Consider the following 23,856-nt stretch of genomic DNA (forward strand, 5'->3'; position numbering starts at 1 on the left):
CTCCACATCAATCGTATCGCTTCTTCCAAGCGGGTTATTTGCGCGATAGTTCTGTTTCTTCGACTGGATGTTTTGGCGTATCTTCGTGACGTGGACGACGAAGCGTCACCCAAGTCTCTCGATGGGCCGGTGAAGGTTGAAACTTCAGCGGTTGCCGTCGTTCTGGGAGCGGCGCTTCTGGAAAGGCTTTGGGAGGAAAGCGGTTCGCAATCGTGGGGACTGGCGCGGACCGACTTCGATCGCATTATCCTCGCCGCAGCACTGCGTCAGAATTTTGGCCTCGGCCCCGGTCTCGTCGCCAATGTGAACGAGCAGGCGGCTTTCTTCCGTGGGGTCCGGCTGGCCGATCTGACCCTTGCGGCTGCCTGCGCGGACGGGATCGAGCGTGCGTGGGAGCACTTTATGGCGACCTACGCCGCTCCGCTTACGCGCGCTGCCATCGCCATCAGCGGAAGCGAGACAGTGGGACGCGATCTCGCGGACGCGTTCTACGCGGAACTCTACGGCTTGAAGACGCGTGACGGTGTCCGCAGGTGCCCGCTGGAGTCGTATCGCGGACGCGGATCGCTGGTTGGTTGGTTGAGAACGACACTGTCGCAGAGGTTTGTGGATCATTACCGTCGCACGTTTCGCGAGCAGGCGCTTGATGATGAAGCGCACGATCTACCTGCGGCCGAGGGTTCCCCACAACTTGATGGAGCTTTCCAAGCGAAGTTGCGTGACGCGGTTCGGGAAGCTTTCGGCGACCAGCTCGCTGAGGAGCGATTCCTGCTAGCGGCATACTATCTCGATGAGAGGACACTGGCGGAGATCGCAAAGGTACTGAACGTACATGAGGCCACCATTAGCCGCAGGGTCAAGAGAGCTACCGAGAGTGTGCGCAAAGATCTCCTCAGGGGATTGCAGAAGAGAGGCCTGAGCCGGAGGGCTGCGCAGGAAGCGCTCGGCGCTGATCCGCGAGACCTGGAACTCGGAACTAACTTGAAAATCCTCCTGCAACAATCGTCCGCCGATTCGTTCTCAGGTCAGGCGTCTTCGGAGCGGCAGACTCAGTCAGTGATCGCAAGGGCGACCGGTGCGCAGACCAGTGAGGCAGGCGGCGAGAGATGAACCCGATGATCCAACCCGGAACCCATCCCGATGCCGAGACGCTGAATGCGTTCGCGGAGCAACTGGTGAATGAGCGTGAACGCGAAGAGATTCTTGCGCATATGGCCGACTGCGGCCGGTGCAGGGAGATCGTGTTTCTTGCGCGACAGGCGATGGATGAGGAGCCGGTCCGCCCGATCGCACCGGTCCCCACAAGAAAGGTGGCTGGAGGCTGGTTCAGAGGTTTCAGGTTGGCGTGGATTCCAGTTGCGGCGCTAGCCGGCATCGTCGGTGTTGCGGTGATACGGCACGCAGATCATGCATCGCACTCGGAAACGCGTATGGCCCAAAATGCGCCTCCGCCAGAGCCCATGCGGAGTGCGGACAAAACTAAAGCAGTGTCAGCACCGCAGACGCCTCAATCGCAGGCACTCGCGACGTCAGAGCGGAAAGCCGCAGAGTCCAGGCGGTTGGGCCAGGATGCAGAACGGGATCGCAAGGTTCTCGATGAGGAACAGGCTGTCGCGCCACAGAAGAAGGATGAACCTGCGAAGGACTCTGACTCTGTGACCGGCTTCTCGGAAAAGGCGAAGTCGGCTGAAGCGTATCACGGCACCTTTGCGGCACGTGCCAACTCGCCGGCTCTGGGCGGCCCGCTGCTCCAGAACCAAGTGCAACAGAATAACGCTCCATTGCAGCAGAATTCCTCCAACGCAGTGAGGCAGGCGAGTGGATTGTCTGATTCGGCAAATAATCCGACAGACTCTGTCATGAAGAAGCGGAGCGCATCACAGGCCATGACGGTCGAAGCAGGTACGGCAGCGCCAACTCCTGCCTCTCCGGCGCCGTCTGCGGCACCGGCCATGGCGGCTGCACAGATGCAAACTGAGGCCATACCTCTGGCAGGGAAGGACCAGTCGATGCTCAAGGCTGCCAATCCGGCGCTGCCGAGCAAGCAGGCTCTGCTCTCTCAGGCTACGGTCGGGACCAGGGCAGTGGCTGTTGACACAAGCGGCTCGGTATTTGTCAGCGAGGATGCAGGAAGGCACTGGGAGGCCGTCAGCGCTCAGTGGGACGGTCGTGCAGTTCGGGTGAAGTCGCAGCAAGGGGCTTCGGCCGAGGGAGGCTCGCTGAAGCAACAGGCGCCTTCGAAGTTTGAGTTGACGACCGACAAGCCGGAGATTTGGATCAGCGACGACGGTAAGCGATGGACACGTGAACCGCCCGCACCGAATCAGTAGAGTTCATGATTTGACCACGTTGTCTTCCGGGGTCAGCGGCATGTGACGCAAGCGAGTACCCGTTGCGGCAAAGATGGCATTGCCGATTGCCGGCGCGATGCCAACGATGCCTGTCTCGCCTGCCCCAGCCGAGGGCAGGTCTTTGCGGTCGAGCAGGATGATGTCGATCTGCGGCGTGTCGCTGAAACGGGGAACGCGATACTTCGAGAGGTGCGGGTTTTCGATCCGGCCATTCGAGAAGAGAATTCGTTCGAAGAGCGCTCCTCCAATGCCCTGAACCAGCGCGCCCTGGACCTGATTTCGAAGCCCGTCGGGGTTGACGATGGCGCCGCATTCCCAAGCCTGCACGGCGCGCTGCACCTTCACATTCTTCGTAGATGGGTTGACGGCGATCTCAGCGCAGGTTGCGACAAAGCCACCTTTATCCGTTCCGCAGGAGAGGCCAAAGCCGCGTTCGGGAGAGGATTTCGCGGAGTCCCATTCGAACTTTTCAGCAGCGGCCCGCACCACAGCCCTCAAACGTGGGTTGCTGATGTTTTTGAGGCGGAACGCGACCGGGTCCATGTGCAATGCGTGCGCCATCTCGTCTATTTGTGACTCTCGGGCGAAATGGTTGAAGGTGGCTGCCAGCCCGCGATAGGAGCCCTGCCTCAACGGAGATTTTGATGGATGGAATTGGATGAGCTGATTTGGGGTTTCGTAGGGCGTCTCGATCCCCGCGGGGCCTGAATTGTAGTTGTGGAACTCCCACGAAACGAGAGTTCCGTCTTTCCGTGCCGCAGATTTGATCTCAACGAGACCAGCGGGCCGGAAGTAGGCGCATGTAAACTCTTCTTCGCGCGTCCAGACGACCTTGACCGGTTTGCCCGCGGCGCGAGCCAGTCGCGCGGCTTCGATTGCGGCTTCGCCAGTGTGCTTGCCACCATAGCCGCTTCCCATGTCGGGCTGGATGACGCGGACTTGCTTCGGCGACAGCTTGAAGGTTTGCATCAGCTCTTCATGAACTCCGAAGGGCCTCTGCGTTCCTGTCCAGACGGTGAGCTTGCCGTCGTTCCATTCGGCGACAGCGGCGCGGGGTTCGAGCGGCGTGTGTGCAATGTACTCGGTGGTGTAGCGTGATTCGAGCTTGACGTCCCCGGATGAGTAGGCGTCAGCAACAGAACCCGACTGGTGATCAGGTTTGCTCTCACCGTCTGGGTTGGCCTTGAGGTAATCGAACAGACCCTGGTTTGAGGGTTGTGAAGGCATGGTCCACTTTGCCTTGATGGCCTCAACAGCTTGATGCGCCGTAAAAGCATCTTCGGCGACAACGCCGGTGAAATCGCCATCGCGGATGACTTTGACGCCGGGGAGCTTCTCCGCTGCCGTCGTCTCGATGGAGTCAAGCTTCGCGTTGTAACCCTCCGGGCGAAGCACGGCGCCGAAGGCCATGCCGGGACGCACAATGTCGGACGGGAACTGATGCTTGCCGGTGACGAAGTCATGGCCGTTCGCCTTGGGTACGGGGGTACCCGCGATCTTCCACTCAGTGGCCGGAGTCAAGGGTGGATCGCCCGGCGCGGATTTGACGAGGTCCTCACCGCGGGTCAGGTTCCCGTAGGTGATGAACTTCTGGCCATCAGGTGTGGTGATCTTGCCTGCGCTAGCTGTCAGCTTCGAAGGGTCGATGTTCCAGCGCTTGGCAGCGGCCTCGACGAGCAACTCTCGCGCCGCAACAGCCATGTTTCTAAGCTGCGGCGACATGGTGGGCGTGGTGCGGCTGCCGAATGTGCCCATGTCCCAGGGAACGAGGTCGGTGTCGCCCATGACCATGGTGATCGACTCGAAGGGCACGCGAAGTTCCTCGGCCACGGCTTGGGCGAGTGAGGTACGGATGTTCTGGCCTACCTCTACTTTGCCCGTGAACACCTTGACGCGGCCATCCGCACCGATGTGAATCCAGGCGCTGACATCGTTTGGTAGCTCGTGCCCGCGGAAGCCGCGGCCTGATTCCTGCGCGAGCGCTGAAGACGGCGAGAGGCAAACGAGAAGGCCTCCACCAAGGAGCTTCAGGAACCCGCGGCGATCTACGCTGATTTGCAGAGAGGCAGTCTCCCGGGTCGTCATCGGGTACCTCCGGCCGACAGAGAAGCGGCTCGCTTGATCGCGGCGAGAATGCGCGGGTAGGTTCCGCAACGACAGACATTGCCGTTCATTGCGGTGACGATCTGCTCGTCCGTTGGAGAGTGGTTGTCGTGCAGCAGAGCAGAAGCGCTCATGATCATGCCGGAGGTGCAGTAGCCGCACTGATAAGCGCCTTCTTCCAGAAAGGCATCCTGGACCGGGGTGAGCCGGCCCTGGCGTTCGAGACCTTCGATCGTGGTGATCTTCGCGCCGGCAGCCGCAGCAGCCGGAATTTGGCATGAGCGGGTAGCGGCGCCGTCCATCAGAACGGTGCAGGCGCCGCACTGTCCCTCGCCGCAGCCGTACTTGGTTCCCGTCAAAGCGAGCCGGTTCCGGAGAACAGAAAGCAGCGATTCCTCATCCGGGGCTTGGACGGAATGGTCCTGACCATTGATGTGAAGAAGGAATTTGCTCATTGCGGGAGCACCTCAGCGCCGAGCGGTCTGGCACGGCATTCAGCATAACGCAATGCGAGAGTAGATGTTCAGCGCCCGCGCCGTTTTGGGCTTTTGGCGGAGCGCCTTCCCTCGGCGGCGGCCGAGTGGTACTTCCGTCGGATCTCCTCGATATTGACGGTAGGTTGCGGAACCTGAAAGTCCATACCTTCCATGGTGGAGACGACGATTTCAGAGATGGCGAGGTCCCGGAACCATTTGTGGTCGGCTGGGATCACAAACCAGGGCGCATCATCCGTATTGCAACGCTCGAAGGCTTCCTCATAGGCGCGCAGGTAGTCATCCCAGTACTCACGCTCGGCGTAATCTGATTCGCTGATTTTCCAGCGCTTGGCTGGATCATCGAGCCGTTCGTCGAAGCGCTTGAGCTGTTCTTCTTTGCTGATGTGGAGGAAGAACTTCAAGATGCAAGTTCCGTTCTGCACCAGTCGTCGCTCGAAGTCGTTGATCTGGTCGTATCGTTGCGACCAGAGGGCTTTCGGGACAAGATTGTGCACGCGGACGATTAGGACATCTTCGTAATGCGAGCGGTTGAAGATTGCGACTTCGCCTTTGGCGGGTGTCTGGGCTTCGATACGCCACAAGAAGTCATGCGATAGCTCCTGCTGCGTGGGTTCTTTGAAGTTGGCTACATGGCAGCCGTCGGGATTCATCGAGCCGATGACGTGCTTGATCACGCCATCTTTGCCGCCGGCGTCGAGCGCCTGAAGCACAATGAGCAGCGACCGCTTGCGTTCCGCGAAGAGTCGCTGCTGAAGATCGTTCATCTTGTCGCGGAGTTCTTCGACCTTCTTCAGGGCGTCATGTTTTTGATAGCTGCCCTTGTAGCCTGGATTGAAGTCGCGGAGCCGAATGTGATCGCCGGGGGCTACGCGAAGGTCCTTGATGAAGCGCTTGCCGGTCATGGTCTGTCAGCCCTCATTGGTTTGATCCGATTCCATCGCTGGAGTGTACTCACCTTTGCGCGCCGCGTGAGCGCACTCCGCTCGATGCAGCAAAGCCTTCTGGGCAGCGGGGATGTTCGCGTCCTCACCGTGCCAGATGTCCATGGCGGGTTGCTGGATGGCGCGTGCGAAGGAATAGGTGAGCGCCCAAGGCAGGCGACCGCGATACCGAGAGTTCATGGTACTGAGTCGCGCGCAGGCCTGCTCGCCGGATTGGCCGCCGGAGAGAAATGCGACGCCTGGAACTGCAGGCGGGACCGTCCGAAGTAGAGTGCGCACGGTCGCGTCAGCGATTTCTTCATCGCTGTTCTGGTGCGGAGCTCTTTGCCCAGGAACCACCATGTTCGGTTTGAGGATCATGCCTTCGAGCATCACGCCTTGAGTGACGAGGTGGTGAAAGACGGTGTGCAAAGTCAGTTCGGTGACCTCGGTGCACCGGGCGAGGTCATGATCTCCGTCCATCAGAACTTCCGGCTCAACGATCGGCACCAGGTCTGCTTCCTGGCATAGGGCTGCATATAAAGCGAGCAGTAACGCATTGGCCTGCAGGCAGCTTCGAGTAGGAATGCCCGGACCTATGGTGATGACGGCGCGCCATTTGGCAAAGCGAGCTCCCAGTTTGGCGTACTCAGCGAGCCGCTCGCGAAGGCCGTCTAGTCCGGAGGTGAGTTTTTCGCCTGGGTCGCCAGCCATGGGCTGGGCTCCAGAGTCCACTTTGATTCCTGGAATGATCCCCTGCTCTGCGAGAGCTTTGGGGAAAGGTTTCCCGCTTAGGGTCTGCTCACGAAGGGTCTCGTCCACAAGGATGGCGCCGTTTAGAAACCGCCCGAGCCCGGCAGTAGTCACGATGAGGTCACGGTAGGCGCGGCGGGTCTGCTCGTTTTGCGGGATGCCTGCGGCCGCGAAACGTTTATTCGCCGTCGGGGTACTCTCATCCATTGCAAGCAGACCCTTATGATTGGCAACCATGGCCAGAGCGGTTTGACGCAGCCTGGCAGAGTCCATGACGTTAAACCCCCTCTGAAGAGCAAAATCGAATGCCCACTAGGAGTTGTGATGCATCGACACTTACCCTAGGGTGCATTAACGTTGGTTCTGATCGATGCACTCTTTGCGTGAAAATCTGAGCGCAAGAACAAGATACGGCGTCAAAGATTGAAGGAGCGTGCCAGGATGCGGGTGTTCGCCGGCCTGACAGTAGGACTGTGGTCAACCGTTGCCGCAGCAGGCATCGCCGCGGGGCAGCAGACGCCTGTGCCTCCGCCGCCTAATGCAACGCCCTCTCATCCTTTTTTCATCACCAAGACGTGGGTAGTGGGCGGCCAAGGGGATTGGGATTACCTCACCATGGATCCGGCCGCTCGAGAGTTGTTTATTGCACACGGACCTACCGTGCAGGTGGTAGATGTGGATTCGGGCACAGTGGCCGGTACGGTGAAAGGATTTAGGCAGGCGCATACGATACTTCTCGATGGCCAGGGCGTGTACGGATACGCAACGGATGGCCAGGCAGATGTAGTACGCGTGTTCGACCGGCGTTCATTTCAGGTTGTGACGAGTATTCCCACTGGTCCGGCACCCCGATCAATGGCGCTCGACGTACCGAGTGGGTTGCTTTTTGTAGTCGGAGGCCAGCCCTCGCCTGCGACTCCGCCAGCTCAGCCGGGACAATCTGGTCCGACACGGACCGCGGCTGCAAGGCTCTCTAGAGGTATTCCGCAAGGTACGCAGTCATCGATCACGGTGATCGACATTGCACAGAGGGCGCAGCTGGCGCAACTGGTGGTGCCTGGGGAACTTCGCTTTGCTGAGTCCGATGGCGACGGGCACGTCTACATGGCAGTCAGGGATCGCGACCAGATCATTCGCATCGATGCGCAGGCAGTCGAGAATGCGCTCCAGCGGATAGTCAGCATTCGTAGTAAAGTCCCGCAGACTGCTGGTACGTCGCAGACACGCACTCGTGTGAACGCAGAAACTCGCAGCGAGAAACCTCCTGTCCTGGACTGGTTCCGGGGTGCGGCTACAAACCCTCCGCCAGAAGCCCTTCCCAGCGCAATTTCACTCGGCCCTTCGTGCGAAGGACCTAGAGCACTCGCGATCGATGCCAATCACGTACGGCTGTTTGTGGCCTGCAATAACTTCAGAATGGTTGTGATCGACCCGCAACGGGGTGCTGTGGTCGCTGCTCTCCCGATCGGTGCTGGAGCGGACGCGATTGCTTACGACGCGAACAGAGGGCTGATCTTCACGGCAAACGGTGCTGGGGATGGGAGTCTTACGATTGTGCGTCAGACTGTGACGGATACATACTCCGTAGTCCAGACACTCCCGACCCGGCAACACGCGAGAACGCTTGCGCTTGATCCATCCAACGGGAACGTGTACTTGACGACCGTGGTGTACGGAGCAGCGATGGACACTCCGATGACCAATGGTAGACCCGCTCCTTTGAAGGTCTCTCGCGTGGATAGCAGCTTTCAGGTCCTGGTTGTCGGAAACTGAGAAGCGGCAGATCGCGCCATCCGTTGTACCCAATCCAACCTGGAATCCAGCTTCGCATCCAAGTGTGTCGGCAAAGCAAGCAGACCAGATGTGGAGATGTGATTTATGTCGGACAGACTGGCGCTCGTGACGGGCGCATCAAGCGGGATTGGATATTGGCTGGCACGGGAACTGGGTTCCCGCGGGTATGACCTCGTGGTGTGCTCGGCCGGAGAGCGGCTGGAAAATGCAAAAAGCGACTTCGCCTCGCTGGGAGTACAGGTCAAGGATGTGACGGCGGATCTGTCCACCCGTGACGGGGTCGAGGAGCTATGGAATGCTGTCGAAACACTGGGACGTCCGCTGGACGTGGCATGCCTCAATGCCGGCATCGGGGTAGGCGGCCTCTTTTGGGAAACCGACCTTGAGCAAGAGCTGGAGATGGTAGAGCTGAACTGCGTCGGAACGGTGCAACTTGCCAAATACGTGATTCAACACATGCGCCCGCTTGGTGCAGGTAAGGTCCTATTCACGGCCTCGATTGCGGGAGAAATGGTTGCGCCCCGTGAAGCGGTATATGCGGCGACCAAAGCATTTGTTCTGTCGTTTGCGCACAGTGTTCGATACGAACTGCGGGACACCGGTATCACTGTGACTGCGCTGCAGCCGGGGCCGACCGATACCGACTTCTTTCACCGCGCCGGCATGGACAATACGGAAGTGGGCGCCAAGGGCAAAAAGGAAAGCCAACCGCAGGACGTTGCAAAGCAGGGCATTGACGCGCTGTTCGCGGGCGACGATCACGTGTATGCAGCTTCCGGGAAGACCAAGATGGAAGGAATGCTTGCGAATGCGATTCCGGGAAGTGTGAAGGGCGCCATGCATGAAAAGATGGCGCGGCCCAAAGACGAGAAGTAAGAACCGTCTGAAGAGTTCACGTGAGCGGCGGGAGAACTGCGGCTCGTGCAACATTGAGAAGCGCCGGGGAGCCAAGCCGCCGCAAATGCGACCTGGCTTCAAGGCGATCGCCTTAATCTCAGTCTCACAGAAATCGTTCTTCCGGTACCACCCCGTCCAACTCCCTGAATGCCGGCGCCGCCGCCCAATCCAAGTTGAACCAGACGTGAAGTAGATCACATCCCCCGCCCACGATTGACTCCTAGAATTGCGGAGGTCGCGGAGGATGATCGGGCTAGCGCCTGTGCTTCTCCGGGACCGGCCTTAGGTTCTGGAGTGGGGATGGCGAAGCTGCAGGATGTTTCGAGAACGAAGAGCATGCAGGAGCGAATCGTTGAGCTTCGCGCCCGGCGCGCAGAACTGGAGTTGGGCGGGGGCAAAGACCGAATCGACAAGCAGCATGCTTCCGGCAAGCTGACAGCGCGGGAACGAATCAATACGCTGGCGGATAAGGGCAGCTTCGAGGAGATCGGGATCTACGCGCTGCACCGCGCCACTCTTTTTGGCATGGCAGGCAAGGAGACCCCGGCTGACGGAGTTGTGACCGGTGCCGCCACCATCGATGGACGCTTGGTTCATCTGGCCAGCCAAGATTTCACAGTGCTTGGCGGGGCTGCTGGAGAGGTGCACTGCAGCAAGATCGTCGAGATGATGATTATGTCCCTGAAGACAGGGACGCCGTTCATCTTTATCAATGACTCCGGCGGCGCACGAGTGCAGGAGGGCATCGACAGCCTCGATGGCTATGCGCGGGTCTTCTACCGTAACGTTCAGCTATCGGGAACGGTCCCACAGATTGCCGTAATCTGCGGCCCCTGCGCGGGCGGAGCTGCATACAGCCCTGCACTTACTGATTTCGTGATTCAAACGCGCCAGGCGCGAATGTTCATCACCGGGCCGCAAGTCATCAAGCAGGTTACAGGCGAGGATGTAAGCGCGGAAGAACTGGGCGGCCCGCAATCGCAGATGAATCGCTCCGGCGTAATTCACCTCATCGCTCAGGACGATAAGGAAGCTCTTCAACTCTGCCGGCGTCTGGTCAGCTTCATGCCCTCGAATAATCTCGAGGATCCGCCGCGGATGCCATTCAATTCGCGCATCAAGTCGGACTCGGACATGAACCTAGTGATGCCGGTGGATCCGAAGATCGCATACGACGTGCGTTCGATTGTGACCCGAGTTGTGGACTACAACGACTTCCTCGAAATTCAGCCGGGTTTTGCGCCAAATATTGTGATTGGTTTCGGCCGGCTGCAGGGACGGCCAGTGGGAATCATCGCGAACCAGCCAAGCGTTATGGCTGGGGTTCTCGACGTCAATGCATCAGATAAGGCTGCCCGCTTTGTGCGTTTTTGCAACGCGTTCAATACGCCTTTGCTGACGTTTGTGGATGTGCCCGGATTTCTGCCGGGAGTTGAGCAGGAGCGCGGGGGGATCATCCGGCATGGCGCGAAGCTGCTGTTTGCCTATTCGGCGGCAACGGTGCCGAAGATTACCGTTGTGCTGCGCAAGGCATACGGCGGTGCGTACATCGCAATGTGTTCGAAGGGGCTGGGCGCTGACCGCGTCGTAGCGTGGCCCACAGCAGAGATAGCTGTCATGGGCGCGGAGGGCGCGGCTGAGATTGTATTCCGACACGAAATCGAGGCGGCACACGATCAGGTGGCACGGCGCCAGGAACTTGTCGAAGAGTACCGGGAGACTTTTGCGAATCCCTATGTTGCCGCCGGACGCCGGCTGGTGGACGAGATCATCGAGCCTGCGGAGACGCGCAGGTACCTGGCGCTCGCACTCGAATCTCTGCACGGAAAGCGGGAGTTGCGGCCAGCCAAGAAACATGGGCTCATTCCGCTTTGAGGAGAATATCTTGACTCTGCATGGAACGGATCTTCTTGCGATCGCGGCGCTGATTGGATCGGCATTCGCGGGATGCTACGCCTTGTTGCTGCGCAGAATGCGCTCTGCGTTGTCGGATCGACAGATGAAGATCGCGGATCAGATCGCATCACTTGATGATGCAATCCGTGCACTGGAAACTCGCCTGGCCGATCATCAACAGCAATGGTCGATGCAGCAGCGTGCGTATCAGGTCTCGGAGATCCAGAGCGAGGCACAGCAGGTTGATGGGTCAGAGATCGGCCACGAAGCGTCCGAGGCCAGGGTTGCGCCGGAGATCCGGGCGGCCATTGCGGCCGCAGCCGTTGCCACGCTCGGGCCCGATGCGGTTGTGAAGTCTGTCAAGCCAGCGACAAGCTCCTGGACACAACAGGGCCGGGTCCTTGTGCAGGGCGGTCACAATCTGCGCGTTCAGCGGTGAAGAGGAGGAAGTTTGAGGCTTCGGATCAAGATCGACGGCAGGACTTATGAGGCTGAGGTTGAAATTCTCGATTCAGCCGAAAGCGCGCCAGAGTATCCGCCTTATCCTCCTGCCGAGCCTACGTTCATTCCTGCTTCGCTGCCCAATTCTGTAGCTCATGTCGTGCCGGAGCAGAGCAGCGACAAGGAATGCCGCAGTCCTGTGATGGGCCTGGTCATCAAGGTGAACGTGGAAGTGGGCCAGCCGGTTCAGGCCGAAGAGGTTGTCATCGTGCTGGAGTCCATGAAGATGGAAATGCAGATCGCGGCCCCGGCCAGCGGTGTCGTAAAGAACATCTTCGTGAGTCAGGGTAGGGCGGTGAAGGTAAATGAATTGATGTTGGAGCTTGCATGACAGGAACGGCCGCTTCCAAGACACCCACCTACCCGGAGCGAGAGCAACTGGAACTTCGCGATATTCCTGGTATTCAGTTTATCGATCATGTCGCGATTGCGGTTCCGCCTGGAACCCTGGAGGCGCAAGTTGCGGCCTACCAGCTACTCGGTTTTTGCGAAATTCACCGCGAAGAAGTGCTGGGATCGGATCAGGTCCGCGAGGTTCTGTTGCAGGTTGGCAATGGGCCGAACCTGATCCAGCTGCTTGAACCACTGACCCCCGAGTCGCCCGTAGCGAGGTTGATTGCGAAGAACGGCGGACATGGAGGGCTGGCTCACGTTGCCTTTCGCGTGGAGAACGCGCGAGCTGCGTTTCAAGCCATGAGGGACGGAGGTTTCAGGATCATTGACGATGCGCCGCGGGCTGGGTCGCGCGGCACAACGGTCTTCTTCGTTCATCCGAAATCAAAGGAGCAGAGCCCTTTTGGAGTGCTAATCGAGATCGTGGAAGACCCAACCGGGAGTAGCGATGGGCACTAGTAGATTCTTATCTGGGTTTCCGGAGGTGGCAACGGAAGAGTGGGAATCCGCGATACGAACGTGCGTGCGTGAGCCGGATTATCCGGCAAAGCTTGTATGGCACGCAGAAGAAGGGATGGATGTAAAACCCTATTACAGGCGCGAAGATTTAGACAGGTTGGGGTCTCTGGTTTCAGATGCGTGCCCTGCTTGTCCTGAGCTGGGGAAGCGTCAGAACTCCGATTGGCGCATTCTGGAAGAGGTTGATGCAGCAGACTCGCTCCGCGCGAATCAGGATGCATTGGAGGCCATCGCCGCGGGTGCGGATGAGATCTCATTTAGGGTCAAAGGGGACCTAGATCGTGCCTACCTTACGCAACTCCTCGGGGGTCTGGATGAGTTGCCGGTGCGATTGGCCGGCTTAGATCAACAGGCTGCGCATGTCACGGCCGGGTGGCTCCGCGACCGACCAAACCGTGGGCATGTCTCAACGGATATCGATCCACTCGCGGACGTACACTTTTCTGCTGAGCTGTGTCGAAACTTTCCTGAGTCGCGGTTGTTGTGTCTCAACGCGGAGGAGTACGAAGAGAACGGTCTTACCTCGACTGAGCAGATCGCTTTTCTGCTTTCAGCAGCTGTCGAGTTGTTTGACCAAATGCAACAAAGAGATGTGAGCGTCACGCAAGCTGTGGAGGCTCTCACATTTCGCTTCTCTGTCGGGCCAAAATTCTTCCTGGAGATTGCGAAGCTCCGAGCATTTCGCCTGCTGTGCGCGAAAACGCTGCACAGTTTCGGTGGTGGCCAGGACTTCCCGCTAGCAGTAATTTACGCTCGCACTGCTCGCTGGAACAAGACAGTCTACGACCCACACGTGAATGTCCTGCGAGCGACAACGGAAGCTATGTCTGCTGTTTTCGGAGGCGCAGATTCAATCACAGTTACGCCCTTCGACGAGTGCTATCGGACCCCGCTGAAGGCGAGCCGAGCGCTCGCGCGCAATCTGCAGCTTCTTCTCAAGCATGAAGCCGGATTCGCCCGTGTTGCTGATCCGCTGCGTGGAGCCTATCTGATTGAAGTCCTTACCAACAAGGTCGCTGCCGGAGCCTGGAAGCTGTTTCAAGAGATCGAGGCGGGCGGAGGCTTCAGTACATCGAAGGCTACTGCGTTCATCGATCGCATCGCTGAGCGAAGGAGCGCAGATCGCAAGGAGGCGGTCAGCAGACGGAAGCTCGCACTCACGGGGACGAACCGGTTTGCGGACGTGCACGAGCTGGCTCTGGAGCGGACTGACCCCGAGCTGCCGAATGCGAGGCTGCGGGCTGCTCAACCGTTCGAGGAGCTGAGGTTCCGTTCGGAAAGGGCATTTCTGAATGGCGGACATTCAAGGATTATTCTTGCTGCGTTTGGGGACGCCAGGATGAGCGAAGCTCGCGCACAATTTGCGGCGGACTTCTTCGCCTGCGCAGGCTTGCGCACAGCCGCCGTTCGATGCGACGCTCCTTTAGAAGTTGCGCAGGTCGAAGCAAGTCTCATTGTGCTGTGCAGCTCAGATCAGGAGTATCTTCCATTCGCGAAGCAGTTGATGGCTACCCTATCCACTCGGGAGCAAAAGGTTAATGTCGCGATTGCGGGAAATCCCGAGTGCGCCAAGGAACTGCAGGGGCTCGGTATCGAACATTTCATCCATGTGCGAAGCAACGCTGTGGATGTGCTTTCGGCCATTCAGCAGAAGCTTCAGATTGGTGGGTGACGATGAGACCCGACTTTTCGAAGATGCCATTCGATTGCCAGCCGGCTTCTGATCGAGAGCAAGCGGATGTTGTGAGCTGGCTAACACCGGAACACATCCCCGTGAAGTCGGTTTATTCGGGTAGAGATATCACAGGTCTCGAGCATCTGGATTATGCTGCAGGCATTCCTCCATACCTTCGAGGGCCTTACAGCACAATGTATGTGCTGAAGCCCTGGACGATCAGGCAGTATGCGGGATTCTCCACTGCGCAGGAGTCAAACGCGTTTTACCGGCGCAATCTGGCCGCTGGGCAGAAAGGGTTATCAGTTGCCTTCGATCTGCCCACGCATCGCGGCTACGATTCAGATCACGAGAGAGTGCGAGGGGACGTCGGCAAGGCAGGGGTTGCGATCGACTCTGTGCTCGATATGAAGGAGCTCTTCGACGGCATCCCTCTGGATGAGATGTCGGTTTCGATGACCATGAATGGAGCCGTTCTGCCCATTATGGCCTTCTATATCGTCGCTGCTGAGGAGCAGGGAGTCGCCCTTCAAAAACTGAGTGGCACTATTCAGAACGACATATTGAAGGAATTCATGGTCCGCAACACCTATATCTATCCTCCAGCGGAGTCGATGCGGATCATCGGAGACACCTTCAAATACTGCTCAGAGAAGATGCCGAGGTTCAACTGCATCAGTGTGAGCGGCTATCACATGCAGGAAGCCGGAGCCACTGCAGATCTTGAGCTTGCCTATACGCTCGCCGATGGACTCGAGTATCTCAGAACAGGAATCAGGGCCGGACTTAGCGTAGATGACTTTGCCCCGAGGATCTCATTCTTCTGGGGCATCGGAATGAACCACTTCATGGAAATTGCCAAGCTACGCGCTGCCAGGGTGCTGTGGGCGAAGATCGTGCGGCAATTCAATCCCATGAATCCGAAGTCGCTCGCGCTGCGAGCGCATTGCCAGACCTCCGGCTGGAGCCTTGCGGCTCAGGATCCGTATAACAACATTGTGCGCACATGCGTCGAGGCAATGGCAGCGGCCCTGGGACATACCCAGTCGCTTCACACGAATGCGCTGGATGAAGCTCTTGCGTTGCCCACGGAGTTCTCTGCGCGAATCGCGCGCAATACGCAGATTTTCCTCCAGGAAGAGACGGAAATTACGCGAGTGATCGATCCATCTGGTGGATCGTATTACGTAGAACGGCTCACTCACGAACTCATGCATGCAGCGTGGAGCCTGATCGAAGAAGTGGAACGAATGGGGGGCATGACAAAGGCTATCGAGGCTGGCACCCCCAAGCTAAGGATTGAAGAAGCAGCAGCCCGCAGGCAGGCGAACATCGATTCGGGCGAAGAGGTCCTCGTTGGGGTGAATGCGTACCGGAACGACGAGCCCGTGAATATACCCGTGCTCGCAATCAACGATGCACAGGTTCGGACAGCGCAGATCGATCGGCTGGCGGACTTGAAACGTGAGCGCGATTCTGCAGCCGTAAGCGACGCCCTGTCTGGCATCGAAGAATGTGCACGGTCTGGGAACGGAAACCTGCTTGAGCTATCGGTTGTAGCAGCGCGCGCACGCGCCACCCTCGGCGAAATATCGGCTGCGCTGGAGAAGGTGTGGGGCCGGTATCAACCCGTGACGCGGACCATTTCAGGGGTTTACTCGGCGTGTATTGCAAGGTCAGATGAGTTTCGCAAAGCACAAGAGATGGTGATGGAGTTCGAGAGGCAGGAAGGAAGGAGACCGCGGATCCTCATAGCAAAGATGGGTCAGGATGGGCACGATCGAGGCGCAAAGGTGATCGCCACCGCTCTTGCCGATATCGGTTTCGATGTCGACATCGGGCCGCTTTTCCAGACGCCGCGGGAGGTGGCACGGTTTGCCATTGAAAGTGATGTTCACGTCGTTGGAGCTTCTTCACTCGCAGCGGGGCATATGACGCTTGTTCCTGAACTCGTTCAGGAGCTTCGCAGTCTCGGTCACGAAGATATCGCCGTCGTAGCTGGAGGAGTGATTCCTCCGCAGGATTATGACTTCCTTCAGCGTGCCGGTGTCGCAGAGATCTTCGGTCCAGGCACCGTGATTCCGGCTGCCGCGCAGCGCATCCTGAAGGTGATCAGTACGCGCGAATCTCCGAAGTGCATTCGACAGTGATCGATGGTCGATGTACACAGCGGTTTAGGAAGGCGAAAGCAAAGTGGACAGGGTTTTACGGACAACTCACACTTCGCGGCTCTCGCTATCGCAATATGCTGACGGAATTTTCGCCGGCGATCGATCCGTGCTGGCGAAGGCGATCACTCTCATCGAGAGTACTCATCGCGGCGATAGCGCGATGGCCGCGGAGATCCTGGAGATCTGCGGTGATCAGACGGCCGATTCCATCACGATCGGGGTTACGGGTGTGCCAGGGGCAGGGAAGAGCAGCCTGATCGACGTTCTCGGAAGACACGTCATCACCACTTGCCAAGAGAAGGTCGCGGTTCTTGCAATTGATCCGAGTAGCCGGCTGACGGGGGGAAGCATTCTGGCCGACAAGGCGCGTATGCCGTTTCTGGCGGCAAGCCAAATGGCATTTATCCGGCCATCCCCAAGTGGTGTAGGTCTTGGCGGGATCGGACCCCGTACTCGAGAAGTGATTCTGATATGCAAAGCGGCGGGATTCCGAACTGTCTTCATCGAAACCGTCGGCATCGGCCAATCGGAGACATCGGTCCGCGATATGGTTGATTTTCTGCTGCTCGTCGCAATCGCAGGTGCGGGTGACGAACTGCAAGGAATCAAGCGAGGCGTGATGGAAGTCGCGGACATGATCGCCGTGAACAAGGCGGATAGCAGCAATGTTCGCGAAGCCGAGAAGGCGCGTGCGGTCGCCGAGATCGCACTGCACTACTTTCCTCCAAGTGCTTCTGGGTGGACTCCTCTGGCTTGTGTCTGTTCCGCTTGCACCGGCCTTGGCATAGGCGAGATATGGTCCCAGATCACCAAGCATCACGGAATGCTGCGCCAGAACGGATTCCTCGCGCAATTGCGACGTGAGCAGGGCCTGGCATGGTTTCATGAGAGCATTGATCGAAGCCTGAAACAGATGTTCGTCTCAGCGGAAGCTGTGCAGAAGCGCCTTGCTGATATTGAGAAAGAAGTGGTGGCGGGACAAACAACCCCCTTAGCTGCTGCGCGACAATTGCTCTTACTCTATGATTCCGACCGGCAGCGGCGAGCTAAAAAGCGCGAATCGCTGCTGTAGATTGATGGCCCGAAGTCAGCCTATCTTTGCGCCGCCAGCCGGTATCCATCTCGAGTACGCAGGTGGTACTTCTGCAGGTCCTTTCCAACCAGCCTGACCTTGATCGATCGCCAGCCTCTATTCGGATTGGCTTGCGGATAGTAACTCAAGGTGTAGAGATGTACGAGGTCCTCTCGAATGGAAGAGAACGCCTTCCTTTCATCAAGCCAGTTCTTCGCGAAGTACGCTTTCCCGCCAGAGACTCGACTCATTCTTTCAAAGGCAGCGGCTGAAGCTGGATCCTCCTCGGCCTGGCGAGTACTGATGATGTAGATGATGGTGCCCGTAGATTGCGCCAGTTCGGCGACATCCTCCGGTGGCACAGAGCTTGCGTTGTCCGGTCCGTTGGAGAACACCACAATTGCCTTCCGGCCCTTCAAAGGAGCGGCATCTTTCACGGTCAGCAGGAGGCTGTTATAGAGGGCTGCGTCATCTCCGGCGACTGTACTGCGTACTGCGTTCAAGATGCCAAAGTGATCCGAAGTCAGCTGCATCGCGCGAGAGAGGTCGCGACAATAGGAGTAGAAGGCTACTTTGCTGGCGCCGTCCATCGAGCGGATGAAGTCGGTAATCGCATCCTGAGCGAAGACAAACCCGCGGTACATGTAGTTGCTCGTATCGAACAGGACAAAAACACTCGCCTGATTTCCGTGCGGCTCAGTCATCGCCGTGCTTGCCGTCTGGAGGTGCAGGTCGGTCTTCGCGATCTCCTGAGATCCGGCGGGCCGCACCGTCCGCTTTGCATCGAGTGTCTGATCCGGCTCGATATCCGGCGGGGACCCGCTTCCTTCCTCGAAGCTCGAAATCTTCTGAGAAATTTTATCTTCAGTCACCTCGAAGTCCTCGGGCTTAAGCCCGTTTACATAGTTGCCCTTCGAATCAGTCACCGCGATGCTGAGTTGGACGAGGACGACATTCATGCGAAGGCGCGTAGTCTCGTCCTGAGGCGTAGACTGCGTATCCGCAGACTGAAGGAAAAGGATAGGAGTCATTGCCAAAAAAGCCAGAGCAGTTTTTTTCATAGATTCAACTCATTCTGACGATCAGTTAAGTCATTCGGCGGAATTCGCCATAGCTACGTTCCGCGCAATCTTACCGTTCCGAAATTCTTCTCCCGTCTGCAGCATCGCACGCTGCAACGCAGGCCAATCATCGGTATTGCTGGCAAAGATATTCATGATCATGTTGCGAGTAAGTTCCGGAGCGAGAAGGTTCAGCTCAACAGGAGGGAATCCCATTTCATCCGCCAACCTTGCCCAGTAGAGATTATTCGAGTCCCATGATTCAGCGAAGATCCTCCCCGCATTTCCTTCATAGTTCGTCATGCTCTTCGAGTTGAGTAGAGACGAGGAGTTCGTCACGGTGAACGATGGATGCGGAACGCCAAAATCTGCGGAGAGGCGTTCCCAGCCCGTGTTGGAGGGGTCTTTCGAGCAGATCGCGCTCAGTTCACGGGATGCGGGTCCCGGCTGGTCAGCAAGCTGCGGGTATTTGCCGCGGAATTCGAACGCCAAAAAGAGGAGATCAGCCGGCGGCATGGCCGTGACGATCTCTTTCAGTTCTCTCTTGGACTGCAAACTAGCGGAGATCTGCTCCAGGCGAACTGGCGTAATGCGCTCCGACAGGATTGCGAGAACTTTCGTCCGCGTCTCTGGATCGGTTACCGACGCTTTCAGCAGTTCCTCGCCCGTCTTTTGGTAAAGGGTTGCGACGTGCAGTTCGTTTGGAGTCACGTTCCACCAGCGTGGAAGTGTCGAGCCCACCATGAGATTCGGAACCACTTCGCGCCAGATCAATGCCTGAACATTCCTCGGCACGATGAAATCCTCTTCGGTCATTGCAAGCGCATACGGCAGATCGGCTAGCGATCCCAGCAGATAGGCACCTCCACCTGCGGTCACTCCTACTCCAACCAGGCGAGGCACATCCCAGATCTCAGTCACCCCTTGAACAGAAACCGAAGAGAAATCATGCGAACGGACGAACAGGGGATTGTTATGCAGAACCTCGGCCCCAGGTGGCTCATAGTATGCATAGTTCAGACCCACGAGAGTGTCGCGCAAGAAGGGCGTGAGCTGGCCGCGCGCCGCCTCAAGCTGCGACGGCGTAGCCGGAGACTTCAGAACCCTGGTCAGATCCGTTTTGACCTGCAACTCTGCGTGTCGGCTGCTGTAGATGATCGGCGCCCAGGAACTGCGTTCGTTGCCGGTGAAGATTGGCCGCGGCATCTCGAATTCGCGGAGAGATTCGGCCATGGCAAGCAGCGACCCGCCTGCAGCTCCACCGCTGCCAGCCTGGCCCAACCCATCGTAAAGGCCGAACAGAGCGTCAAGTGACGCGAGGCGCTGATCCTCGAGTACGGCACGAATCCTATTCGCAATCTCCTGGTGTACGCGCTGGCTGTCTCGATCGGCATGGACGGGCCCGGCGAGCAACTCCACAATTTGATCCTGGGAGAGGTTTGCTTCGCCTGTGGCTGCCTTCAGCGTTGCCTGCAGAGCGATTCGCGATGCCTCAAACAGATGTGCAGAAGAATTGGTTCCGATGAAGGGCTGGACAACGTTTAGCCACGAGGAATTCAGCTGATCTTCGGAAATCTGATGCTGGCGCGCCAGGATTTGCCATATGCCGACATCTGCCTGAAACGCTCCAAGCGCATTCGCACGCAGAGTCGAGTTTGAAATTCCATCAATTTTGTCGGCAGCCAAAACGAACTTTGCGATTGCCTCGTCATCGAGAGCGGGGAATTCAGCAAAGGTTGGAAACCAGTGACGGAACTGCGAGAAGCGATGCGCCAGGAGCTTCTCTGTGTCTGCGGACATCTGATGTTGGGGCGACCTTGACGCATCGATAGCACTGAGCAGGAGAAAAACCTGGATGGGCCCGTTTTCCGCGCGATAGTTGGACGAGCCGATCAATGTCTCCAACAGCTTTCCCGAGGTATTCCATTCGTGCCCGCGGCCCAGCCACGGCCGTATCTCACGAGACTTAGCCATCTGGGTGAAGATCGCGTCCCACGTAGCTACGTCTCCCGGAATCGCGACATCGCCGTCGGGGTGCCACTTGAGCGAGGAGAGGAGAATGAGAAGGTCGCCATTCCTCGGATAGACTCCTCGGGACGCGTCCGTGCGAATGGCCGTCGATCTGTACACGCTGTAGAAGCGCTTGAGGCGATTTCCTTCTGTGAAGTGAGCCTGCTGCGATTGGTTGATCCGGCTGAGTGCGTCGAAATACGCCGCGAGCCATCCACTATCTTTCGAGAACAGGCTGGCTACGAATGATCCGGGTGATCGTGGGCTCTCACCGACGAGTTCCTGCCAAGCCTTTTCGGCGTCTCCCGGCACAGCCACCTTGCCGTCCTTGATGCAGATTTGGCCACCGTATAGGTCCACGACGGCAGCGGACTGAGATAGCCTCTTCAAGCCCGGCGAACGCGCCAGAGCTTCTTGGGTATCGCTATCGTACTTGGCCATCGCCGAGTAGAGGCGATCCAGGTCCTGGTCATGCAGGAGTACGTCCAGCAGATTGTCACTTGCGTTGCGCCGCGACTTGGATGCCGCGACCCACTCGCCGTTTGACAGAATGACTGGAACGCGCGTGCCGGCAAACTGATGTTCGAAGGGAGCATCCTTTTGCAGCGCCTGCTCCAGTGCGGAGAGAGGAAAACCGGAATCGGTGGTTAGAAATGCGCGCTCGGCGTTTGCCGTCATCAGCGCCGTATTGCGCTGCCCGCATGCATTCTCGAGCCGGTAACCGAGCGTGTTCAGCAACCGGCCAGCATCCTTGCAGCCACCGATTCGGATTACGCCCTGACCGTCAGTTAGCCCCTGAAGCTCTCGTGCAAAGTGGACGTACCGATCGAGCAGGACAAGGTATTCCTTCTGGTTTGCGCCGCTGAAGCCATATAGAGATACGTTGCGAGCGAGTAAAGGGAGCACCTGCTCGGGATTCACTTCCTGGCTGATCCCGGCCATGCGCAAGAAGGACCTGATCGGGCCGGGAATAACGATGGATTGATCTGGATTTGTAGAGATGGCTGCTTGGGCTTCGCACATCGAAGAGAAGACGGAAGCGCAGCAAACCGTCGCGCAGAGAAGCGTGTTACGAATAATCTGGTGCCGAGAGAACCTCATCCGGATACCTCTTGGGACCGAACGGAACATCTCTGCGGATAGTCTCGACTCCTCTACGAGGCAAACGTTTTCAATCCAGGAGCTTGTCTAATGTGGAGTGCTCCCGATCTACTTTCGCTTTGCACGGGTGAGGGTAGAGATGGATGGCCTCCGACTGAGATGCGCCGCAACGTGTTTCCTGATTAAGAGTGTTGACTTTCACTGCGCCTCCGAGAGCGGGGCAGGAGGCGCTCGTAGGTCCACCATCATCGCAAAACAATCTGTCTCCGGCAAGCTGTTATCAAAACTCGATCTAGATGGGGTCGAATTTTTACGGACTTGCGAGGAGCGCTTTCCTACAAGCACAATTTGTTGTCAGGCACTTAGCATTGTCCCGGGGGAGCGCTGCGCGGCGGAATGGGTACACTACGTTGGTTGACGTTTCGTTCTTGCTCCGGCGGTTCGGGCTCGTCGAGTAGAGGTCAGGACTCCTTGAATATGACGGAGCACTCGGGCTATTCAAGCAGCGGTGGTTTCTCCGGCAACCGCGTTGTGTGTACGGGAATGTGAAGGATGAAAGTAAATCTTCGAACCCTCTTTGTTCTCTTCAGCTTGCTGCTGATGGCGCGGCTAGGCTTTTCGCAGATTCAGCGCGGTGCCAACGGCTCGATCACCGGGTCGGTACGCGATAGTTCCGGAGCGGTCGTCGATGCCACTGTGCGTCTTCAACACGTGGGAGATGGGGAGGCCGAGGAGCGGAAGACCGATGCATCCGGGGCCTTCGGCTTTTCGAGCCTTAAAGCTGGCGCCTATCTCCTCAGCGCTTCGAAAGGCGAGCGGCACAGTTCTGAGGTAACGGTTAGCCTCACGAGGAAAGGGTCTGTCCAGCGAGTGGAATTGACACTTACTTCGGCTTCTGGCGAAGCGTCGCAGATGGAGTTCTCAGACAGGCCAAACTTTACGGTCGCCGCCGTGACGGACTGGACTGCTGCCGGAGGTCACGGGTCCGATACAAACCTGCGCATGAGCGAAGCGTTGAACCGTGAAACCTCTCGCTTGAAGTCGAATTCCGATTCGACTACACCCGGGGCCTCCGAGCAAGACCTTCGCGCAGCCTTGGAGAAATCGCCTCAAAGTGTCGAGGCGAACCACAACCTAGGGCGTTTTTATCTTCGGGCAGAACGGTATTCCGATGCAATCATGCCCCTGCAAACGGCTTTTTCTCTCAACCCGAAGGACGCGCAGGCTGAATATGAGCTGGCCTTAGCCCTCGCTCGCATCGGCAAGCTCTCTGAAGCTCAAGATCATCTTGGTCATCTGCTTTCAAGTGGGAACAAGCCGGAATGGCACAGACTGTCGGGCGAAATCGCCGAGAAATCCGGTGACCCTCTCACCGCGGTTCGCGAATTCGAACGAGCGGCCAAAGAAGATCCCAGCGAGGAGAATACCTTTGCCTGGGGTTCCGAATTGCTGGCGCACCGAGCGATATGGCAGGCGAAAGATGTTTTTGACGCGGGCGCAAAGGCCTACCCCCAATCTGCGCGCATGCTTACGGCCCTTGGTGCAGCTCTGTTTGCTGGAGCGCTCTATGACGATGCTGCCCGGCGACTGTGCCAGGCATCGGACCTGAACCCGGGAGACGCCGAACCATATTTGTTCATGGGCAAAGTTGAGACCGCGGCCCCCGACTCGCTGCCGTGTATCGAAAGCAAGCTGCAGCGATTCGTCCAGATGCAGCCATCAAACTCCACTGCGAATCTTTACTATGCGATGTCGTACTGGAAGGAGCACGGGAAGCGGATCGACCCTGCAACCCTGGGCGTGGTTGAAAGTCACCTGCAGCGAGCATTGAAGGCCGATCCCAAGTGCAGCGATGCCTTTCTGCAATTGGGAATCATCGAGGCGTCACGCGGTGACTTCAAAACAGCAGTGGACTACTATCGACGGGCGATCGAAACAGATGCGCAGTCAACAGAAGCACACTACCGACTGGGGGTCGCGTACGATCGGCTCGGAGAGAAGGCGAAGGCCGGTGATGAGTTCCGGCTTCATGAAGAGCTCAAAAAGAAACAGGCCGCCACGGTTAACGAGCAGCGGAAGGAAGTGAAGCAGTTTCTGGTGCAGGTCGGCGGAGGCTCACAGGAGCGGTCGGCGCGGCCCTGA

Annotated in this window: 18 protein-coding genes; 12 read left to right on the forward strand and 6 right to left on the reverse strand. The window is 58.0% G+C overall.

The genetic code is table 11. The annotated features are described in order from the left end of the window. Positions 1-72: 72 nt before the first annotated feature. Together DHV10_RS10030 and DHV10_RS10035 are read left to right on the forward strand one after the other, a co-directional pair. Positions 73-1,110, forward strand: coding sequence for an RNA polymerase sigma factor (locus DHV10_RS10030; RefSeq protein WP_162601390.1), 1,038 nt, complete (start codon positions 73-75; stop codon positions 1,108-1,110). Continuing rightward, complete coding sequence (locus DHV10_RS10035; RefSeq protein ID WP_109486201.1) at positions 1,107-2,330, forward strand: zf-HC2 domain-containing protein; 1,224 nt, start codon at positions 1,107-1,109, stop codon at positions 2,328-2,330. The genes DHV10_RS10030 and DHV10_RS10035 overlap by 4 nt, the downstream gene beginning before the upstream one ends. A gap of 3 nt (positions 2,331-2,333) precedes the next feature. Here the strand turns inward: DHV10_RS10035 and DHV10_RS10040 are convergent, their stop codons facing one another. The 4 genes from DHV10_RS10040 to DHV10_RS10055 form a co-directional block, all read right to left on the reverse strand. Continuing rightward, on the reverse strand, positions 2,334-4,436 hold the full coding sequence (locus DHV10_RS10040) for a xanthine dehydrogenase family protein molybdopterin-binding subunit (protein ID WP_109486202.1): 2,103 nt from the start codon (positions 4,434-4,436) through the stop codon (positions 2,334-2,336). Further along, the gene (locus DHV10_RS10045) at positions 4,433-4,909 is read right to left on the reverse strand and encodes a (2Fe-2S)-binding protein (protein WP_109486203.1); all 477 of its coding nucleotides are present in this window, start codon (positions 4,907-4,909) and stop codon (positions 4,433-4,435) included. Before DHV10_RS10045 ends, DHV10_RS10040 begins: the two co-directional genes overlap by 4 nt. A 68-nt stretch (positions 4,910-4,977) precedes the next feature. Further along, the gene (locus tag DHV10_RS10050) at positions 4,978-5,853 is read right to left on the reverse strand and encodes a polyphosphate kinase 2 family protein (protein ID WP_109486204.1); all 876 of its coding nucleotides are present in this window, start codon (positions 5,851-5,853) and stop codon (positions 4,978-4,980) included. A 6-nt stretch (positions 5,854-5,859) separates the two neighbouring features. Then, complete coding sequence (locus tag DHV10_RS10055) at positions 5,860-6,897, reverse strand: class I fructose-bisphosphate aldolase (protein ID WP_109486205.1); 1,038 nt, start codon at positions 6,895-6,897, stop codon at positions 5,860-5,862. Positions 6,898-7,065: 168 nt separating this feature from the next. Between DHV10_RS10055 and DHV10_RS10060 the strand changes: the two genes are divergently transcribed. The 9 genes from DHV10_RS10060 (at position 7,066) to meaB (ending at position 17,542) form a co-directional block, all read left to right on the forward strand. Further along, positions 7,066-8,397: a YncE family protein gene (locus DHV10_RS10060; RefSeq protein WP_109486206.1), complete on the forward strand. Its 1,332-nt coding sequence runs from the start codon at positions 7,066-7,068 to the stop codon at positions 8,395-8,397. Positions 8,398-8,502: 105 nt separating this feature from the next. Next, positions 8,503-9,294 (forward strand): SDR family NAD(P)-dependent oxidoreductase, encoded by a 792-nt coding sequence (locus tag DHV10_RS10065; RefSeq protein ID WP_109486207.1) that lies wholly within the window; start codon positions 8,503-8,505, stop codon positions 9,292-9,294. A 321-nt stretch (positions 9,295-9,615) separates the two neighbouring features. Further along, positions 9,616-11,190 (forward strand): acyl-CoA carboxylase subunit beta, encoded by a 1,575-nt coding sequence (locus tag DHV10_RS10070; RefSeq protein ID WP_239461441.1) that lies wholly within the window; start codon positions 9,616-9,618, stop codon positions 11,188-11,190. Between the two features lie 10 nt (positions 11,191-11,200). Next, positions 11,201-11,650, forward strand: coding sequence for a hypothetical protein (locus DHV10_RS10075; RefSeq protein ID WP_162601391.1), 450 nt, complete (start codon positions 11,201-11,203; stop codon positions 11,648-11,650). A gap of 12 nt (positions 11,651-11,662) precedes the next feature. Further along, complete coding sequence (locus DHV10_RS10080; protein WP_109486209.1) at positions 11,663-12,043, forward strand: biotin/lipoyl-containing protein; 381 nt, start codon at positions 11,663-11,665, stop codon at positions 12,041-12,043. Next, the gene (locus DHV10_RS10085; protein ID WP_109486210.1) at positions 12,040-12,564 is read left to right on the forward strand and encodes a VOC family protein; all 525 of its coding nucleotides are present in this window, start codon (positions 12,040-12,042) and stop codon (positions 12,562-12,564) included. Before DHV10_RS10080 ends, DHV10_RS10085 begins: the two co-directional genes overlap by 4 nt. Further along, a complete protein-coding gene (locus DHV10_RS10090) occupies positions 12,554-14,296 on the forward strand; it encodes a methylmalonyl-CoA mutase family protein (RefSeq protein WP_109486211.1) in 1,743 nt (580 codons plus the stop codon). The genes DHV10_RS10085 and DHV10_RS10090 overlap by 11 nt, the downstream gene beginning before the upstream one ends. 2 nt (positions 14,297-14,298) lie before the next feature. Beyond that, positions 14,299-16,449, forward strand: a complete 2,151-nt coding sequence (gene scpA / locus DHV10_RS10095) for a methylmalonyl-CoA mutase (RefSeq protein WP_109486212.1) — start codon at positions 14,299-14,301, stop codon at positions 16,447-16,449. Between the two features lie 43 nt (positions 16,450-16,492). After that, complete coding sequence (gene meaB / locus DHV10_RS10100; RefSeq protein ID WP_109486213.1) at positions 16,493-17,542, forward strand: methylmalonyl Co-A mutase-associated GTPase MeaB; 1,050 nt, start codon at positions 16,493-16,495, stop codon at positions 17,540-17,542. Positions 17,543-17,562: 20 nt separating this feature from the next. Here the strand turns inward: meaB and DHV10_RS10105 are convergent, their stop codons facing one another. Then, entirely contained in the window at positions 17,563-18,603 is a 1,041-nt protein-coding gene (locus tag DHV10_RS10105; protein ID WP_239461445.1) for a VWA domain-containing protein, read from the reverse strand. A gap of 30 nt (positions 18,604-18,633) precedes the next feature. Further along, positions 18,634-21,714 carry a hypothetical protein gene (locus DHV10_RS10110; RefSeq protein ID WP_162601392.1) on the reverse strand — a complete coding sequence of 1,027 codons (3,081 nt, stop codon included), beginning with the start codon at positions 21,712-21,714 and terminating at the stop codon, positions 18,634-18,636. Between the two features lie 552 nt (positions 21,715-22,266). Between DHV10_RS10110 and DHV10_RS10120 the strand changes: the two genes are divergently transcribed. Beyond that, on the forward strand, positions 22,267-23,856 hold the full coding sequence (locus DHV10_RS10120) for a tetratricopeptide repeat protein (protein ID WP_109486217.1): 1,590 nt from the start codon (positions 22,267-22,269) through the stop codon (positions 23,854-23,856).

This window comes from Occallatibacter savannae (assembly GCF_003131205.1).
Taxonomy (GTDB): domain Bacteria; phylum Acidobacteriota; class Terriglobia; order Terriglobales; family Acidobacteriaceae; genus Telmatobacter; species Telmatobacter savannae.